The organism is Kocuria sp. KRD140 (assembly GCF_017168375.1).
GTDB classification, from domain to species: domain Bacteria; phylum Actinomycetota; class Actinomycetes; order Actinomycetales; family Micrococcaceae; genus Kocuria; species Kocuria marina.
Genome location: NZ_JABFAW010000001.1, coordinates 242,414 through 260,463 on the forward strand (window position 1 = coordinate 242,414; position 18,050 = coordinate 260,463).

Here is an 18,050-nt window from a genome sequence, read left to right on the forward strand (position 1 = left end):
CCGCCCTCCGCGCGGCCGCGCGGCGTGGGTCCAGGGACCACGCCCACATATGACGTCCACCCGTGAATCCCGAGGTGCTCTCCGCATGACCGTCTGTCCCATTGTGATCTCCGGTAACCCCGTGCTGCATCGCCCCGCGGCCCGGGTGACCACCTTCGACGACGCCCTGCGCGAGCTCGTGGCGGACATGCATGAGACCATGGACGCGTCCCACGGCGTGGGTCTGGCGGCGCCGCAGATCGGGGTGGGGCTGCGGATCTTCACCTACATCTTCGAGAACGAGGACGGTGTGCCCCCGCGCGGCACGCTCGTGAACCCCGTCCTGAGCACCGGCCGGATCTCCGAGACCGCCCCGGACCCGGACGACGAGGCCGAGGGATGCCTCTCGGTGCCCGGCCAGTCCTGGCCCCTCAAGCGGGCGGACTGGGTGCGGATCGCCGGGCAGGACGAGAACGGGGACCTCGTAGCGTTCGAGGCCAACGGCTGGTTCGCCCGGGTCATGCAGCACGAGTACGACCACCTGGACGGGAAGCTGTACGTGGACCGGCTCAACCGCAAGTGGTCCAAGAAGGCCCGCAAGGCCATCTCCGCGGAACAGTGGGGCACGGATTCGACGTGGCTGCCCGGTGTGGACGAGGACCCGTTCGGGCACTGACCCGCTGAGGGGATCCCGCATCACGGACGCGGCGTGGCGGCAGGCCCCGTCTCAGCGCCCTCGTCAGGCGAGCCGGTTGCTGCCCGTGGCTCAGCGCGGCTTGGTTACTGCGGATCCAACACGATCGTGAGCGTGCCCGCCTTGCGGGTCGTGGGTTCGGTCAGTTCCACCGTGAACCTCTCGGCCAGCGCCGCGCTCACCTGCTCCACGGTGTCCAGCGGACGCCCCGCTCCCCCGATCTCGCACAGCGCACGGGCCACGAGTCCCCGCGTGTGTTTGGCGTGATGTGACACCACGGAACGGCTCCCGTCCGGCTTGAGCTGCTCGACCCGTACCGTGACGGTCCGCGCGGCGGGAGGTTTCCACGCCGCGGCGTAGGCCGCCGAGCGACAGTCCACGATCACGCCGTCGGCGGCGAGCGCGTTCAGCACCGGGGTCAATCGCGGTTTCCACCACGCACCGAGCTTGCCGGTGTCCGGCAGCGCGGTCCCCATACTCAGGCGGTAGGCGGGGATGCGGTCGGTGGGTCGCACCGCGCCCCACAGTGCGGAGATCACGAGCAGCGACGCATCGGCGACCTCGCGGGCCTCGGGGGCGAGGGAGCTGACATCCAGCGCGTCGTAGAGCACCCCCGCATAGACGTCGGGGGCGAGCGCGGCAGGTGCGGTCGCGAGTTCACGGTTGCGGGCGACGTCGTCCGCGAGCGACGGCCCCACACCCAGGATCTCTAGGGCGTCCGGGCGTTCGCTGACCTCGGCGAGGTGCTCTGCCAACACTGCGCGATCACGTGAGAGCTCGGGGAAGCTGAGTTCGGCGGGCATGACGGGATTCCCGGTCGCGGGCGCGGTCTTGGACTCGGAGGGAGGCAGCAGAATCAGCACCCCACGAGTGTAGAGGGACAGGTGGGCCTGTGAGCCGGGTTCTGTGCCGCGGGCGGTTACCCGCACCGCGGTGACGACCATCCATCTAGACCGTGCGTTGCCGCACGGCTCGAGCAGCCTACCCGGACGCTCGGGCGAGCAGCCCTCGAACGCGCCCTGCATGGCCTTGCTCCGGACGGGGTTTACCGAGCCGCGCCGGTCACCCGGCGCGCTGGTGGTCTCTTACACCACCTTTTCACCCTGACCCGCTCGCGGCGGGCGGTCTGTTTTCTGTGGCACTGTCCTGCGGGTTACCCCGAGTGGGTGTTACCCACCGTCCTGCTCTGCGGAGCCCGGACTTTCCTCGAGACGCCGTCCTTCACGACGACGCCGCGCGGTCGCCCGGCCCACCTGTCCGCCGTCGATCCTACCGCGCCGCCGGGCCACCCGACGCTCAGCGCCTGGCACCCTTGGCGCGGGGCACCCGAGTCAATGCGAGCGGCCGATGAGGAGCGGGCCGCGCAGTTCAGGACCGGACGCGTGCAAGCCCGGGCTCACACCAGAAGCAGCGCGGAACACTCGGGGCACTGGGGCACGGTCTGCGGCGGAGTATTTGTCAGCGCCGCGGCGTCGGCGGGGCTCAACCGGGTGCCGCACGCCCCGCACGTTCCGTTCTCGAAGCGTGCGACGGCGATCCGGCCTCCCCCGCGGGCGGTGCGCAGGCCGTCGTAGCGGCTCAGCAGGGCGGGATCAGTGAACTCCGATACACGCGTGGAGCGCTCCGCGGTCAGCCGCGCGTGCTCCTCTTTGAGCCGGGACAGCTCCGCGTCCCGCTCGGCCACCGCCGCGCGGGCCTCAGCGTCCGCGGCGCGCAACAGGGGCAGCTTCCGGTCCCGGTCCGCGGTGACCTCCTCGGCGTGGTCCATGGCCTGCAACTGCGCGTCCTCGGCCCGTCCGCGCTGCGCGGTGAGGGTGTCGATCTCGTGCTGGATGCCCATGAGGTCCTTGGCGGAGCCGCCGTGGTTGAGCCGCTCGGTGTCCTTGTCGATCCGGTCCTGGATCCGGGTGACCTCCCGCTCCGCCTCGGCCACCGCCCGCTCGGCCTCCTGCTGGGCGGTCTCGAGGGCGCGGGCCGCCGCGATCGCTTGCGTCCGCCGGGCCATGAGGGAAGCCACCCGCTCGGAGGTCTGCAACTCCTTGGCCCGGGCCATCACGGTGAGCAACCGGGAGTCCACGGACTGGAGTTCCAACAGGGCGGGAAGGGCCGAGCGGGGCGAGGTCATGGCGTTCTCCTGGGGTGCGGCTGGTCGAGTGCGGTGGTAGGTCCGCGTGTGCTTCAGGTCCCGGGCGTGTCGATCCGGAAGTCCCACGGATCGGTGCGCAGCGAGCTGACGGAGGTCTCCACGGCAAATCCCCGCCGCTCGAGTTCGTGCCGCAGGTCCTCGGCGGCCCACGGCAACCACAGGGCCTCGCTCGCGGAGTGGGCGGAGTCGATCAGCGCAGGGGTGCCCGATCCCCCGGGCCCCAGGGCGGCTTCCCGCGCTTCGGAGGCCGGGTGGTGGCGCAGGTCCGCGGTCACGAACACGTCCGCCCCGTGGGCGCGGACCTCGTTGAAGAGGGAGTCCCCGGAGCCCCCGCACACCGCCACGGTGCTCACGGGTCGCTCGGGATCGCCGGCCACGCGCAGGCCCTGCGCCGTGGGCGAGATCCGCTGCGCGAGTCGGTCCGCGAGGTCGCGCAACGTCACCGGTGCTGTCTCTTATACACCTCTACGCGGGGGTCCGTGTCGTGCGGGACGAGCGGAGCGGCGTCGTCGGGAGAGACACCGCACGCCGCGATCAGCGCGTCCGACACGCCCCGGCGCGCGGAGTCCGCGTTCGTGTGGCAACACAGCAGGGCGCAGCGGTTCTCGATGAGGTCGTGGATCGCACGGCCCTTGAAGAGGTGCGCGGCCACCGACGTGACCCCGCGCAGCAACAGCGGGTGGTGGGTCAGCAACAGGTCCGCGCCCCTGGAGACGGCCTCGTCCACGACGGCGGCCACGGGATCCACCGCGAAGTGGATCCGCCGGATCGGCTGCTCCGCCCGCCCCGTGACGAGCCCGGACGCGTCCCAGTCCTCCTGCAACCGGAAGGGCCACAGGGTGTCCGCGGCGGCGAGCACGTCCTCGAGCGTGGGCGGGGCGTCGGACGGGCGTTCGGTGCTCATGGCCTCATCCTAGGAGTTCGCGCTGGGCGAGCGGCGGGAATCTTCTGGCGCGTCACGCGTTGTACTGGGCATGACTTCATCGACACCGCAGACGTTCGTGCTGGCCGGTGGCTGCTTCTGGTGCCTGGACGCCGTCTACCGCAGGGTGCGCGGCGTGCAGGGGGTGCGCAGTGTGTACACGGGAGGGCACACGGACCACCCCGACTACGAGTCCGTGTGCTCGGGCACCACGGGCCACGCCGAGGCCGTGGAGGTCACGTTCGATCCCTCCGTGGTTCCCGCCGACGTGATTCTGGACCTGTTCTTCACGGGCCACGACCCCACCACGCTCAACCGCCAGGGCTACGACGTAGGCACGCAGTACCGCTCCGCCATGTTCCCCGCCGACGACGAGCAACGGCACCTCTTCGAGGCCGCGATCTCCCGGGCGCAGACCCTGTTCGACGATCCCGTGGTGACCACCATCGAGCCGCTCGGGCCCGTGCACGAGGCAGAGGACTTCCACCAGGACTTCTACGGGAACCAACCATTCAACGGCTACTGCCAAGTGATCATCAACCCCAAGCTCGCGAAGGTGCGCCAACATTACGCCGTGTGGCTGAACGACTGAGCCGCCACCCAGGCCACCGATACGCTGAAGAAGACTCTGTGCGGGGACCGGCACGTGTGCCATGCCCCGCGGACCGACTGAACAGGAGACATGTCATGGGCAAGATTTACAACGACGTCACCGAGGTCGTGGGAGGCACTCCCCTCGTCCGCCTGAACCACCTGGACAAGGACCTCCCCGGCAACGTGGCCGTGAAGCTCGAGTTCTACAACCCCGCCAACTCCGTGAAGGACCGGATCGGCAAGGCCATCGTGGATGCCGCCGAGGCCTCCGGCCAGCTCAAGCCCGGTGGGACGATCGTGGAGGGCACCTCCGGTAACACGGGCATCGCCCTGGCCATGGTGGGTGCTGCCCGCGGGTACAAGGTCATCCTGACCATGCCGGAGACCATGTCCACCGAGCGCCGGGTCATGCTGCGCGCCTACGGTGCGGAGATCGTGCTGACCCCGGGTGCCGACGGCATGCGCGGCGCCGTGGACAAAGCCCAGGAGATCGTGGACTCCTCGGACAACGCGATCCTCGCGAGCCAGTTCGCCAACCCCGCCAACCCCCAGGTGCATTACGAGACCACGGGTCCCGAGATCTGGAACGACTCCGACGGCGCCGTGGACGTTTTCGTGGCCGGTATCGGCACGGGCGGGACCATCTCCGGCGCGGGCAAGTACCTGCGCGAGCAGAAGCCGGACATCCGGCTCGTGGCCGTGGAGCCCTCCGACTCCCCGCTGCTGACCGAGGGCAAGGCCGGCCCCCACAAGATCCAGGGTCTCGGCGCGAACTTCGTCCCGGACGTGCTCGACCGTGAGATCTACGACGACGTCTACGACGTCACCGTGGAGAACTCCGTGAAGTACGCCCGCGAGCTCGGCACCCAGGAAGGCATCCTGGGCGGCATCTCCTCGGGCGCCATCGTGTGGGCCGCCCTGCAAGAGGCCGCCAAGGAGGAGAACCGGGACAAGCTCATCGTCGCCGTGGTGTGCGATTTCGGTGAGCGCTACATCTCCACGATCCTGTACGAAGACATCCGGGGCTGATCCACTCGACCCGACCGTGCGGGTGTCCGGGATGCGCACCACAAGTGAGGCGCACCCCGGGCACCCGTTCTTCACGGCGGGCGGCCCACCCCGGCACACCACGGAAGAGGAAACACACGTGAGCTTCTGGCGCAGACTCAACGAGGACCTCGACACGGCTCGGACGCACGACCCCGCGGCGCGGTCCAACCTGGAGATCGCTCTGAACTACTCGGGGCTGCACGCCATTTGGGCCCACAGGTTGTCCCACCGGTTGTGGCGCAACCCGGACCGCCGGTTGCTGGCGCGCACCGTGTCCCAGCTCGCCCGCTGGGCCACGGGCGTGGAGATCCACCCGGGCGCCACGATCGGTCGGCGCTTCTTCATCGACCATGGCATGGGTGTGGTGATCGGTGAGACCGCGGAGATCGGTGACGACGTGATGATCTATCACGGCGTGACCCTCGGTGGTCGCTCCTTGGAACCCGTCAAGCGTCACCCCACGATCCAGGACCGCGTGACCATCGGTGCCGGTGCCAAGATCCTGGGTCCCCTGACCGTGGGCCATGATTCCTCCGTGGGCGCCAATGCCGTGGTGGTCAAGGACGTCCCCGAGGACTCGATCGTGACCGGCATCCCCGGCAAGGTGCGCCGGCGCACCCCGGAGAAGCAGGAACCGCTCGTGGACCCCGCGACCTACATCGATCCCGCCATGTGGATCTGAAGCTGACTACCTGACGGGTTCGACGAGAACGGGCCGGGTCTCCACGTGGGGGCCCGGCCCGTTCTCGCTACCACCCCCTGTCTCGGGAGCGGTCGACGGTTCACGTGCTCAGGACACGACCTCGGAGCGGTCCCCGCTCCACAGCACGTGGAAGCTGGAGTCCGGGTCGTCGATGCGCTTGTACGTGTGGGCACCGAAGTAGTCCCGCAGGCCCTGGGTCAGGGCGGCGTTCAGCCGCGGGCGGCGCAGAGCGTCGTAGTACGCGAGCGCGGAGGAGAACACCGGGGCGGGGATGCCGCGTTCGACGGCGCGTGCCACCACGCGGCGCCACGACGGCAGTGCGTCCTCGATGGACGTGATGAATTCGGGCGCGAACAGCAGGTTCAACGGGGCCTTGTCCCCCTGGTAGGCGGCCATGATCACGTTGAGCAGTTCGGCGCGGATGATGCAGCCGTTGCGCCACAGGCTCGCGATGGTCGCGAGGTCCAGCTGCCAACCGTACTCCCGCCCGGCCATGGTGAGCATGTCCAGGCCCTGCGCGTAGGACACGAGCTTGGACGCGTACAGTGCCTTGCGCACGTCCTCCACGAACCCGGGGTCCTTCACGACGTCCTCGGTGGTGTCCCCGATGCCGGCTGGAAGCACCTCTTGGGCCTCCTTGCGCATCACGGGCTCGGAAGATGACAGGGCGCGGGCGAACACCGACTCGGCGATCGCGGTGACCGGGGAGCCCAGTTCCAGGGCTTCCTGCACGGTCCAGCGGCCGGTGCCCTTCTGACCCGCGGCGTCCGCGACGACGTCGATGAAGGGCTTGCCCGTCCGGGAGTCCACCTGACGCAGCACCTGCGCGGTGATCTCGATGAGGTAGGAGGACAGCTCGGTGGCGTTCCATTCCTCGAACACGTCCGCCTGCTCGGCGGGCTCCAGTCCGGCCACGGAACGCAGCAGCTCGTGCGCCTCACCGATGACCTGCATGTCCGCGTACTCGATGCCGTTGTGCACCATCTTCACGAAGTGACCCGCGCCGTCAGTGCCGATCCACGCGCAGCACGGAGCGCCGTCGTCCGCCTTGGCGGAGATGTCTTCGAGCATGGGGCCCAGGCTCTTGTAGGACTCCTCGGAACCACCCGGCATGATGGACGGGCCGTTGAGGGCGCCCTCCTCACCGCCGGAGACACCCACGCCGACGAAGTGCAGGCCCTTCTCTGCGCACTCGCGCTCACGACGCCGCGTGTCCTGGAAGTAGGAGTTGCCGCCGTCGATGATGATGTCGCCCTCGTCCAGCAGCGGGGTCAGCTGCTCGATCACGGAATCCACGGGCGCGCCCGCCTTGACCATGATCAGCACGCGGCGCGGCTTCTCGAGGGAATCGACGAGCTCCTCCATGGTCTCGGTGGGGATGAAGTCCCCCTCGGAACCGTGCTCCTCCATGAGGGCCGTGGTCTTGCCCTCGGAACGGTTGTGCAGGGCCACGGTGTACCCGTGGTGCGCGAAGTTGCGGGCCAGGTTGGCGCCCATCACGGCCAGGCCGGTGACGCCGATGTGAGCTTTCTTTTCTGCTGCCATGGTCCCTAGCCTACGCATCTGCCCTGTGGGGTTGCAGCGATTGCCGCCTGTTCCCCCGGACACGCTCGGACATGCAGAAATCCCCGGGACTTGAGTCCCGGGGATTTCTCGAAGTGGTGGAGACCGACGGAATCGAACCGCCGTATCTGTCACGCCCGAAAGCGATCTAGCGCACCAGCGTCCCCTCAAGCAAGACACGTCACCGAGCGCGTTTGCATCATCAGCTTAACGCATCGTGACCGCGCGGTGTCAAACGCGACGCCGAACGGGGAACCTCTGGTGGTCAACATCACACACGGACTCTTGCATCGTGTTGGGTCCCGCCGTGACCTGCGGGTAGGCTGATCCGCAATCGGGTGCTGGCAGCTGGTCCAGTCGTGCCCACCCGATCCCGGGCCTTTAGCTCAGCTGGTAGAGCGCCACGTTTACACCGTGGATGTCATCGGTTCGATCCCGGTAGGGCCCACCGCACGTACGACGAACGGACGTCAAGCCCGTCGCGCCGGGGTCGCGGAATGGCCCCGGCCTATCTCCTAGGTCGAGCGATGCAGGTCTACTGAGACGGTGGGGACTCTCCGAGCACATCGTGGACGGCGTCGTCGACACGAGTATCAACGGCACGTTCCTGAGCCCCGTGGCCGCAGTGATCGCTGGCAGCATCGAACTCGCACAGGTGCGCAAGGCGCATCTCAGGACGATCTTCGCGGGACCCGGAGGGAACCTTCCGGTCCCTCACGCCACGGGCGGGCGCCACATCCCGATCGCGGGGACCGTCCCGCGGGACGGCACCGGTCCCCGGGAGATGAACCCGAAACGCGAGTAGAAGGGCACGAGATCCAGCGAGGAGGCCTCCAGGTACGCCCCAGTGTGCTCGCGGTCGATGTGGGCGAGCCGTTCGTTGAGCAGCATGCTCCCCACTCCCGTCCGCTGCAGATCGGGCAGGGTCCCCACGGCCTTGAGGTACCAGTGCGGGGTGGCTGGATGCTGGCGGTGGGCCAGGAACTCGGTCGCAAGGGCATCCGGGAGGCGATCACGGAACACCCGCGCGTAGGCCAGCAGACCCGGAAGCATCCGAGGGATCGAGACCTTGCTTCCGGGGGCCTCCCACAGGGCCACGCCCAACGGACGCTCCTCACCCCGCCGCTCGGCGAGATACGCGTGGCCGCCCGCCTGCAGGGTCTCCCGCACGATGCGCTCCCACAGGACGGTCAGGGACCCGATCACGTCACCGGGCGGGAGCAGACCCACCACGTGGGGGTCCACCGAGAACGCCCGGGCCAGGGTCGCGGCGGCGCGCTGCGTGTCCGCGGCGGCCGCGGGGAGGATGTCGATCTGCTGCGCGGCGTCGTGGTCGGCGCCCTGAGTCGTATGCACAACCAGAGAGTAACAGCACGCCCCTAAGAGCGGGCCGGGTGCCGAACCCGTCCATGACGAGCTCGTTCACCCGGCAGGCAAAGGACGTGCGACGCTCAGAGAAGTCGCGGCTGCGTGGGCGTCTCCGCCGGTTTCTTGGCCCGACGACGCCGCGTCGGAGCGGCCTTTTTCGGTGCCGTGTCGTCCTCGGGGGCCTCCGCGGCAGTGTCCTCCGACGCCGCGTCCGTGCCCTGCGCGGGGCGCCGGCCCGAGCGACGTCGTACGCCACCGTTGGTTCCCGGACCCGCAGCGGGAGGAACGAGGGTCTGCTGACCCGCGAGCTCCGCCTGCTGATCGCGCAGCACGTTGATCGCGCGCTCAAAGTCCTCGAGGTCGTCGAACGCCTGGTACACGGACGCGAACCGCAGGTAAGCCACGACGTCCAGGCGGCGCAGGGGCGGGAGGATGGACAGGCCCACGTCGTGCGCCTCGACCTCCGCACTGCCCGAGGCCCGGATGGATTCCTCCACCTCCTGGGCGAGCATCGCGAGGTCGTCCTCGCTGACGGGGCGTCCCTGACATGCCTTGCGCACGCCGTTGACGATCTTCTGGCGGTCGAACGGTTCGGTCACCCCCGAGCGCTTGATCACCGAGATGGTCGTGGTCTCGAGCGTGGAGAAGCGTCGGCCGCACTCGGTGCACCGGCGGCGTCGGCGGATGGATGTGCCGTCGTCCGAGGTGCGCGAATCCACCACCTTGGAGTCGTTGTGCCGGCAGAACGGGCAGTGCACGGCTCAGCCTTCCCGGCCCGGTGCGGCGGCCTCGGAGCGGATCGTGACGGCGCGGCCGTGCGCGGGCAGATCCTCGGTGTCCGCGAGCGCCACGATGTCGTCCTCGAGCTGCGCGAGCGCCTTCTCGCTGTACTCGATGACCTGCACGGCCTTCATGAACGACGCCGCCTGCAGTCCCGAGTTGAACACCGCGGTCCCGCCCGTGGGCAGCACGTGGTTGGAACCGGCGGCGTAGTCCCCGAGGGGCACGGGACTGTACGGGCCCACGAAGATCGCGCCGGCGTTGCGCACTCGCGCGGCCACCGCGGCGGCGTCCCTCGTGTGGATTTCGAGGTGTTCGGCGGCGTACGCGTCCGCAACCGCCACGGACTGGTCGAGGTTGTTCGTGAGCACGACCCCGGACTGGGGTCCACCCAGTGCCGTGGCGATCCGCTCACGGTGTTTGGCGGCGGGCACCTGGACCGCGAGCTGCTCCTCGACCGCCCGGGCCAGGTCCTCGGAATCGGTGATCAGCACGGACCCCGCAGCGGGATCGTGTTCGGCCTGCGAGATGAGGTCCGCGGCCACGAACCTCGGATCCGCAGAGTCGTCGGCGAGCACCGCGATCTCGGTGGTGCCGGCCTCGGCGTCCACGCCCACCACGGAGCGCAACTGCCGCTTGGCCATGGCCACGAAGATGTTGCCCGGGCCGGTCACGGTGTTGACGGGTTCCAGGACGTCCTCACCATCGGTGATCCCGTAGGCCAAGGCGGCGAGCGACTGCGCGCCGCCTACGGCCCACACCTCGTCCACACCGAGCAGACCGGCCGCGGCCAGGATCACGGGGTGGGGCAGTCCGTCGAAGTCCTTCTGGGGCGGCGAGCACAGCACCACGGATTCCACGCCCGCGGCCTGGGCCGGCACGACGTTCATGACGACCGAGGACGGGTACACGGCCAACCCACCGGGGATATAGAGCCCTGCGCGACGCACCGGGGTCCACCGGTGGCGCAGGACGGCACCGGGGGCGACCTCCACGCTCACGTCCTGCGGCCGCTGCGCCCGGGCGAAGGCGCGCGTGCGCTCGATCGCGGACTCCAGTCCGTGGCGCACCGCGGGGTCGAGTTCGGCCACCGCGCGCTCGATCTGCTCGGGCGCCACCCTGATCCGTTGCTGGTCCACGCCGTCGAACGTGAAGGCGAGATCCCGCAGCGCCTGCGCGCCACGGGAGCGGACGTCCTCGATGATCGAGCGGACGCTGTCCTCCGCCTCAGCGACCGACGACGCCGCTTGGCGCGGCACCGCCGCACGCAGCTCGTTCCAGTCCAGGTGCCGTCCCCGCAGGTCGATGACCCGCAGGTGGGAACCGGTGGTCGCCGGGGATGCGGATTCAAGGCTGTACTCACTCACCCGCCCAGTCTACAATCGCGCCCCGCGCGGACCGCTCGGGCAACACCCGCACACGGCTAGAACCCACGCACCGTGCATGCCGAGGTCACGCAGCGTCAAGTCCGACGCCGCGCGGCGGCCCGGGCAGCGTCGCGCAACTACCCGTGCGGCGTCGAACCGCGGCCCGTTCGACGCCGCCCGTTCACGAGCGCCCGGTGACGCGCCCGGCGCCGCGTCGTCACGCCTCGAGGCAGGCCGGGCCCAGGAGGACCTTGAGGTCACCGAACAGGGCCGGCGACGGGTTGACCCGGTACTCGGGGCCCAGGCGCATGACCTGGACGCTGCGATGCGTGTCCAAGTGGATCCGCACCTCCGAGTCCCCCTTGTGATTGCGCAGCACCTCCCCGATCCGGCGGATCACGGCCTCCGTGGCCCGGTGCTCGGGCAGGGCCACGCACACGGGTCCCGAGGAACCATCCACGCTCAACTCGGGCACCGTGAGTTCCTGGGCGGAGATGGAGATGGAACCGTCGTCGCGGCGCTGCATACGGCCCTTGATCACGCAGATCAGGTCCTCGGCAAGGACCCCGGCGATGGGCGCATATGCCTTGCCGAAGAACATGATCTCGATGGATCCCGAGCGGTCCTCCAGCTCCACGCGCGCGTACGCGTTGCCGGACGACTTCGCGATCCTGCGGGACAGGGACGTGATCATCCCACCCACGGTAATAACCGCACCGTCGGGACGGGTGTTCTCCTCGGTGAGCAGCGAGGCGATCGCGGTGTCCGTGTACTGGCCCAGGGCGTCGTCGAGCCCGCGCAGGGGATGGTCGGAGACGTAGAGACCGAGCATCTCGCGCTCGAACGCCAGCAGGTCCTTGCGCTCCCACTCGGGGACCTCCGGGACCTCCACGGAGAACGTCTCCTGCTCGGCGTCGTCGGCGCCGCCCATCGCGAAGATGTCGAACGTGAACTCGCCGTTGTCCTCCTTCTTCTTCTGCGCGACGACGTCCTCCACGGCTTGCTCGTGGCACATCACCAGGCTGCGGCGCGTGTGACCCAGCTGGTCGAACGCACCGGCCTTGATCATGGACTCGATGGTGCGCTTGTTGCACACCACGGCCGGGACCTTGGCCAAGAAATCGGTGAAGGACGTGAACTTGCCCTGCTCGGTGCGCGCGTCCACCATGGCCTGCACCACGTTGGACCCCACGTTGCGCACCGCGCCCATGCCGAAGCGGATGTCGGTGCCCACCGGGGTGAAGTTCAGTTCGGACTCGTTGACGTCCGGGGGCAGCACCGTGATCCCCATGTGGCGGCACTCGGTCAGGTACATGGCGAGCTTGTCCTTGTCGTCACCGACCGAGGTGAGTAGCGCGGCCATGTACTCGGCCGGGTAGTGCGCCTTGAGGTACGCCGTCCAGTAGGACACGAGCCCGTAGGCCGCGGAGTGTGCCTTGTTGAACGCGTAGTCCGAGAACGGCAGCAGGATGTCCCACAGCGCCTTGATCGCGTCCTCGGAGTACCCGCGGTCGATCATCCCCTGGTGGAAGCCCTGGTACTGCTTGTCCAGCTCCGCCTTCTTCTTCTTGCCCATGGCGCGGCGTAGGATGTCCGCCTGACCCAGGGAGTAGCCGGCCACCTTCTGGGCGATCGCCATGACCTGCTCCTGGTACACGATCAACCCGTACGTGGTGCCCAGGATCTCCGACAGCGGTTCCGCGAGCTCCGGGTGGATCGGCGTGATCTCCTGCGCGCCGTTCTTGCGCAGCGCGTAGTTGGTGTGCGAGTTCGCACCCATGGGCCCGGGGCGGTACAGCGCGATGGTCGCGGAGATGTCCTCGAAGTTGTCGGGGCGCATCAGTTTGAGCAGCTGACGCATGGGCCCGCCGTCCAACTGGAACACCCCGAGGGTGTCACCGCGCGCGAGCAAGTCGTAGGAACCAGCGTCGTCGATCGGCAGGTGCTCGAGGTCCAGGACGAACCCGTCCCGGTTGAGCGTGATGTTCTCGAGGGCATCCGAGATGATCGTGAGGTTGCGCAACCCCAGGAAGTCCATCTTGATCAACCCCAGCCCCTCGCACGTGGGGTAGTCGAACTGGGTGATGACCTGCCCGTCCTGCTCGCGGCGCATCAACGGGATGATGTCGATCAGCGGGTCCGAGGACATGATCACACCGGCCGCGTGCACACCCCACTGGCGCTTGAGCCCCTCGAGGCCCTGGGCGGTCTCGAAGACCTTCATGGACTCGGGGTCGTCCGCGAGGATCTCGCGCAGCTCCCCCGCCTCGTCGTAGCGCTTGGCCTCCTGGTCGTAGACGTCCTGCAGGGAAATGCCCTTGCCCATGACGTCCGGCGGCATGGCCTTGGTCAACCGCTCCCCCATGGAGAACGGGTAGCCCAGCACGCGGGAGGAGTCCTTGAGCGCCTGCTTGGCCTTGATGGTGCCGTACGTGACGATCATGGCCACGCGCTCGTCGCCGTACTTCTCGGTCACGTAGTGGATGACCTCGGAGCGGCGGCGATCATCGAAGTCGACGTCGAAGTCGGGCATGGACACGCGGTCCGGGTTGAGGAAGCGCTCGAAGATCAGCCCGTGCTGCAGCGGGTTGAGCTCGGTGATGCGCATGGCGTACGCGACCATGGACCCCGCACCGGAACCACGGCCCGGACCCACGCGGATCCCGTTGTCCTTGGACCAGTTGATGAAGTCCGCGACCACCAGGAAGTAACCGGGGAAGCCCATCTGGATGATGATCTTCTTCTCGTACTCGGCCTGCTCGCGGACGTCGTCCGGGATGCCCCCGGGGAAGCGGTAGTGCAGCCCTTTCTCGACCTCCTTGATGAACCACGAGGTCTCGTCCTCGCCCTCCGGGGTGGGGAAACGCGGCATGTAGTTCGCGGAGGTGTCGAAATCCACCTCGCAGCGCTCGGCGATCTCCAGGGTGTTGTCGCACGCCTCCGGGAAGTCCCGGAAGAGCTCGCGCATCTGTTCCGGGGATTTGAGGTAGAACTCGTCCGCGTCGAACTTGAACCGCTTGGGGTCCTGCAACGTGGAACCGGACTGCACGCACAGCAACGCGGCATGGGATTTGGCGTCCTCCGCGTGCGTGTAGTGCAGGTCGTTGGTGGCCACGAGCGGCAGGTTGAGCTCTTTGGCGAGCTTGAGCAGGTCCTGCGTGACCCGCTTCTCGATCCCGAGCCCGTGGTCCATGAGTTCGCAGTAGAAGTTCTCTGCGCCGAAGATGTCCCGGAACTCGGCGGCCGCCTGCACGGCCTGGTCGTACTGACCCAACCGCAAGCGGGTCTGCACCTCACCGGACGGGCAGCCCGTGGTGGCGATCAGACCCTTGCCGTACTGGTTGAGCAGTTCCCGGTCCATACGCGGCTTGTACAGCTGACCCTCGAGCGACGCCTTGGTGGACGCGCGGAACAGGTTCTGCATGCCCTCGCTCGTCTGCGCGAGCAGGGTCATGTGGGTGTAGGCACCGGCGCCCGAGACGTCGTCGCGCCCGCCGTCCGCGAACTTCACGCGGGAACGGTCCTGCCGCGCGGTGCCCGGGGTCAGATAGGCCTCCACACCGATGATCGGCTTGATCCCCGCGGCGCGCGCCTTGTTCCAGAAGTCGAACGCCCCGAAGACAAAGCCGTGGTCCGTGGTGGCCAGGGAGTCCATGCCCAACCGGTGGCATTCCTCGAAGAGGTCGGTCAGGCGCGCGGCACCGTCCAACATGGAGTACTCGGTGTGCACGTGGAGATGGGTGAAGCCTTTTTTGCCGGTCGCCGAAGTCACCGCCCCAGTCTAGGACCCCGCACCGACCCGCTGAGGGTGGACGCGGTGGAGATCCGTCACAGCTGCGGGCCGCCCTCCCGCAGCGTCTCCACGGCATAGGCGAGATCCGCGGGATAGGGGCTCGTGTACTCCACGTCCTCCCCCGTGTCGGGGCTCGTGAACCCGAGCCGCGTGGCGTGCAACCACTGCCGCGTGAGCCCCAGCCCCGCGGACAGCGCGGGATCCGCCCCGTACGTGAGATCCCCGCAGCACGGGTGCTGCAGGGCGTTGAAGTGCACGCGGATCTGGTGGGTGCGCCCGGTCTCCAGGTGCACCTCCACGAGGGACGCCCGCCCGAAGGCCTCGAGCACCTCGTAATGGGTCACGGAACGGCGACCGTCCTGCAGCACCGCGAAGCGCCACTCGTGTCCCGGGTGCCGCCCGATTGGGGCGTCGATGGTTCCCTTGAGCGGATCCGGGATGCCCTGGACCACCGTGTGGTAGACCTTGGTGACCGTGCGCTCCTTGAAGGCGCGCTTGAGCACCGTGTAGGCGTTCTCGTCGCGGGCGACGACCATGAGCCCGGAGGTCCCCACGTCCAGGCGGTGCACGATCCCCTGTCGCTCGGGAGCCCCCGAGGTCGCAATCGTGATCCCAGCCCCGGCCAGCGCCCCGGCCACGGTGGGTCCCTTCCACCCGGGCGAGGGGTGCGCGGCAACCCCTGCGGGTTTGTCGATCACCACGTAGCCCGGGTTCACGTGCACCAGGCGTAGATCCGGAACGTGCTGCGCGGCGATGCGGTGGGGGTCCTCGGGCACCGGGACCTGGACCGTGTAGGTCTCGGCCGCACCCACCCTGTGGGACTTGGGCGCGGGCCGCCCCCGGAAGCTCACCCGCTCCTCGGCGCACAACTGTGCCGCCGCCGAACGGGACAAACCCGTCCAGGCGGCCACGGCGGCGTCGAGCCGGGAACCTTCCTGCTCGGCCGTGGCCGTGAACCGCTCGCTCACGTACTCGGGTTCGGAACCGGTGGGGCGAGTGTGCTCAACGGCCACGGGGCACCTCCATCTGGCGATTGGTCATGATCAGCACGAGGATCAGCACCACGCCCACGACCACCCCGCAATCGGCCACGTTGAAGATCGCGAAGCGGGGCACCGCGATGAAGTCCACCACGTGTCCGTGCGCGAAGGAGGGCTCCCGGAACAACCGGTCGGTGAGGTTGCCCGCGGCACCGCCCAGGACCAGTCCCAGGGCGAGCGCCCACAGCGGGTCCCGCACCCGGCGCAGGTTCCACAGGATCGCAACGATTACCACGGCCATCACGATCGTGAAGACCCACGTGAAGTTGGAACCGAGGGAGAACGCCGCGCCGCTGTTGCGGATGTGTTCCCACCACAGCAGGCCGGGGATCACGGGGTACTGCCGGCCGATCGGGAGGTTCTCCACGACCCACAGTTTGCTTAGCTGGTCCGCCGCGTACCACGCTGCGGCCACGAGCAGGGAGATGACGAGGCAGCGGCGGCCCACCCGGGAGGTCCCGGGGGCCGCCGCCGCGTCAGGGGTATGTTCCGTCACCGGCGCTTACTTGGCGCCCGTGCGCTTGGTGGTCGCGGAGACGGGAGCGTCAGCGGGCTCGAGCGATCCGGTGTTGGCGAGATCGTTCAGCTGGGCGTTGAGGAAGCTCTTGAGGTTGCCGCGGTAGTCCTCCTCGAAGCTGCGCAGCTGCGCCACGGAGGCCTCGAGGTCCACCTTCTCGCGCTCGAGCGAGGACAGGGTCTCCTCCTTGGTGCGCTTGCCGTCCGCCACGAGCTGGTCCGCTTGGGTGCGGCCCTCGGTGATCAGGCGCTCACGCTCGGCCTGGCCCTGCGAGACGTAGTCGTCGTGCAGCTTCTGCGCCATGGCGAGCACCGCGGCCGCGGACTCGGCGGACTCGGTGGTCGGGACGTTCTGCGTCGCAGCAGGCTGGGCGGCGGTCGACGACGTCGTGCCCGCGCTCGGAGCGACCGTCGCGGCGGTGCTCGAGGACTGCTCGTCCGTCACGCGCACGGGCTCGGACACCGTGGTCGTCTCGGAGGTCTCGGTCACCGAGGCGGCCGGAGTCGCCGTGGTCTCCTGGACGTCCTCGGTGGACTGCGAGACCGCGGAGGTCTCCACGGCGGACTCCTCGGGGCGCCCACCCAGGGTCTCGACCTGCTTGCGCAGGGCGTCGTTCTCCTGGTTGAGGCGACGCAGCTCCACGACGATCTCGTCGAGGAAGTCGTCCACCTCGTCCTGGTCGTAGCCCTCACGGAACTTGGTGGGTTGGAAGCGCTTGTTGATGACGTCTTCGGGTGTCAAAGCCATGAGATGTCCTCACTCCTCTAGATGAATTGAACCGCTCGGATGGTGACCGTGCCCGGTGGTGACTGCCGCCGTTGCGCGGTGAATTCTGGCCCAGGATACAGCCGCGTGGCCGCGCCCGGGGCACGGACCGCTCAGCCGCGCAGCAGGAAACCGGCCAGGACGGCCTGCAGGATGCTGACGGCGAAGACCAGGATCAGGAACCCCAGGTCCAGCGCTACCCCGCCGAAGCGCAGCGGCGGCACGAGCCGGCGCAGCGCCTTCATAGGGGGATCGGTCAACGAGTAGATCGTGGACGCCGCCACGAGCGCCATACCCTTGGGACGCCAGCCGCGCGCGAACATCTGTACCCAGTCCAGCACGAGGCGGCCCAGCAGGGCGATGTAGAGCACGTGGACCACGAGGTAGACGATCGACAGCACCAGGCCCATGCTCAGCCCTCGACCCGCTGGACCGAACCGGTATCCTCGTCGATCTCGTCCGAGTGGCCCTGGTCGAGGACCTCCACGAAGGACGGGGTCAGCAGGAACACCTTGGCGGTGACCCGTTCGATGGACCCGTGCAGGGCGAAGACCAGCCCCGCGGCGAAGTCCACGAGACGCTTGGCCTCGGCCTCACCCATGTCGGAGACGTTCATGATCACCGGTGTGCCGTTCCGGAACGCCTCACCGATGGATTTGGCGTCGTTGTACGACCGGGGGTGCACAGTGGTGATGGTGCGCAATTCGTTGTCGTCCTCTCGGGAACTGGGAGCCCGCTTGATGGGGGTCACGGGGGCTCGGTACTCGGG

The 18,050-nt window shown here is 68.6% G+C and carries 17 protein-coding genes, 2 tRNA genes, 1 other RNA gene and 1 pseudogene; 5 read left to right on the top strand and 16 right to left on the bottom strand.

Going from position 1 to position 18,050, the window contains the following annotated elements; all coding sequences use genetic code 11:
- Positions 1-85: 85 nt before the first annotated feature.
- Positions 86-655, top strand: a complete 570-nt coding sequence (gene def, locus J1M36_RS01050) for a peptide deformylase (protein WP_206478369.1) — start codon at positions 86-88, stop codon at positions 653-655.
- A gap of 104 nt (positions 656-759) precedes the next feature.
- Here the strand turns inward: def and J1M36_RS01055 are convergent, their stop codons facing one another.
- The 5 genes from J1M36_RS01055 to J1M36_RS12960 all read right to left on the bottom strand — a co-directional run bounded on the left by J1M36_RS01055 (position 760) and on the right by J1M36_RS12960 (position 3,723).
- On the bottom strand, positions 760-1,536 hold the full coding sequence (locus J1M36_RS01055) for a peroxide stress protein YaaA (protein WP_206478371.1): 777 nt from the start codon (positions 1,534-1,536) through the stop codon (positions 760-762).
- A gap of 14 nt (positions 1,537-1,550) precedes the next feature.
- Positions 1,551-1,929: RNase P RNA component class A (gene rnpB / locus J1M36_RS01060), an RNA gene on the bottom strand.
- Positions 1,930-2,069: 140 nt separating this feature from the next.
- Complete coding sequence (locus J1M36_RS01065) at positions 2,070-2,798, bottom strand: C4-type zinc ribbon domain-containing protein (protein ID WP_206478373.1); 729 nt, start codon at positions 2,796-2,798, stop codon at positions 2,070-2,072.
- 53 nt (positions 2,799-2,851) lie between these two features.
- A complete protein-coding gene (locus J1M36_RS12955; RefSeq protein ID WP_342358261.1) occupies positions 2,852-3,262 on the bottom strand; it encodes a Nif3-like dinuclear metal center hexameric protein in 411 nt (136 codons plus the stop codon).
- A complete protein-coding gene (locus tag J1M36_RS12960) occupies positions 3,259-3,723 on the bottom strand; it encodes a Nif3-like dinuclear metal center hexameric protein (protein WP_274605997.1) in 465 nt (154 codons plus the stop codon). Before J1M36_RS12960 ends, J1M36_RS12955 begins: the two co-directional genes overlap by 4 nt.
- Before the next feature lie 70 nt (positions 3,724-3,793).
- On the opposite strand from J1M36_RS12960, the gene msrA reads away from it, so the two are divergent.
- The 3 genes from msrA (at position 3,794) to epsC (ending at position 6,067) form a co-directional block, all read left to right on the top strand.
- Positions 3,794-4,333, top strand: a complete 540-nt coding sequence (gene msrA / locus J1M36_RS01075; RefSeq protein ID WP_035962271.1) for a peptide-methionine (S)-S-oxide reductase MsrA — start codon at positions 3,794-3,796, stop codon at positions 4,331-4,333.
- 95 nt (positions 4,334-4,428) lie between these two features.
- Positions 4,429-5,364, top strand: coding sequence for a cysteine synthase A (gene cysK, locus J1M36_RS01080; RefSeq protein ID WP_035961305.1), 936 nt, complete (start codon positions 4,429-4,431; stop codon positions 5,362-5,364).
- A gap of 118 nt (positions 5,365-5,482) precedes the next feature.
- Positions 5,483-6,067, top strand: a complete 585-nt coding sequence (epsC, locus tag J1M36_RS01085) for a serine O-acetyltransferase EpsC (protein WP_035961303.1) — start codon at positions 5,483-5,485, stop codon at positions 6,065-6,067.
- Between the two features lie 108 nt (positions 6,068-6,175).
- On the opposite strand, the gene gndA is transcribed toward epsC, so the two are convergent.
- Complete coding sequence (gndA, locus tag J1M36_RS01090) at positions 6,176-7,633, bottom strand: NADP-dependent phosphogluconate dehydrogenase (RefSeq protein WP_098054562.1); 1,458 nt, start codon at positions 7,631-7,633, stop codon at positions 6,176-6,178.
- Positions 7,634-7,747: 114 nt separating this feature from the next.
- Positions 7,748-7,818, bottom strand: a tRNA-OTHER gene (locus tag J1M36_RS01095).
- A gap of 208 nt (positions 7,819-8,026) precedes the next feature.
- Here J1M36_RS01095 and J1M36_RS01100 point away from each other — a divergent pair.
- Positions 8,027-8,099 (top strand) — tRNA-Val (locus J1M36_RS01100).
- A gap of 266 nt (positions 8,100-8,365) precedes the next feature.
- Here J1M36_RS01100 and J1M36_RS13060 read toward each other — a convergent pair.
- From J1M36_RS13060 to J1M36_RS01145, 9 genes and pseudogenes are all read right to left on the bottom strand, one after another.
- Entirely contained in the window at positions 8,366-9,007 is a 642-nt protein-coding gene (locus tag J1M36_RS13060; protein WP_206478381.1) for a GNAT family N-acetyltransferase, read from the bottom strand.
- A 329-nt stretch (positions 9,008-9,336) separates the two neighbouring features.
- Positions 9,337-9,777, bottom strand: a pseudogene (gene nrdR / locus J1M36_RS01110) (transcriptional regulator NrdR); the annotation flags it as partial.
- Positions 9,778-9,780: 3 nt separating this feature from the next.
- Positions 9,781-11,166, bottom strand: a complete 1,386-nt coding sequence (hisD, locus tag J1M36_RS01115; RefSeq protein WP_206478382.1) for a histidinol dehydrogenase — start codon at positions 11,164-11,166, stop codon at positions 9,781-9,783.
- A gap of 217 nt (positions 11,167-11,383) precedes the next feature.
- The gene (dnaE, locus tag J1M36_RS01120) at positions 11,384-14,938 is read right to left on the bottom strand and encodes a DNA polymerase III subunit alpha (RefSeq protein WP_131333087.1); all 3,555 of its coding nucleotides are present in this window, start codon (positions 14,936-14,938) and stop codon (positions 11,384-11,386) included.
- A gap of 56 nt (positions 14,939-14,994) precedes the next feature.
- A complete protein-coding gene (locus tag J1M36_RS01125) occupies positions 14,995-15,972 on the bottom strand; it encodes an RluA family pseudouridine synthase (protein ID WP_085105923.1) in 978 nt (325 codons plus the stop codon).
- A complete protein-coding gene (gene lspA, locus J1M36_RS01130; protein ID WP_239320425.1) occupies positions 15,962-16,447 on the bottom strand; it encodes a signal peptidase II in 486 nt (161 codons plus the stop codon). The genes J1M36_RS01125 and lspA overlap by 11 nt, the downstream gene beginning before the upstream one ends.
- A gap of 54 nt (positions 16,448-16,501) precedes the next feature.
- Complete coding sequence (locus tag J1M36_RS01135; protein WP_193519402.1) at positions 16,502-17,263, bottom strand: DivIVA domain-containing protein; 762 nt, start codon at positions 17,261-17,263, stop codon at positions 16,502-16,504.
- Between the two features lie 131 nt (positions 17,264-17,394).
- Positions 17,395-17,691, bottom strand: a complete 297-nt coding sequence (locus J1M36_RS01140) for a YggT family protein (protein ID WP_064845731.1) — start codon at positions 17,689-17,691, stop codon at positions 17,395-17,397.
- Positions 17,692-17,693: 2 nt separating this feature from the next.
- The coding region (locus J1M36_RS01145) for a cell division protein SepF (RefSeq protein WP_206478385.1) at positions 17,694-18,050 on the bottom strand (357 nt) is incomplete at its 5' end.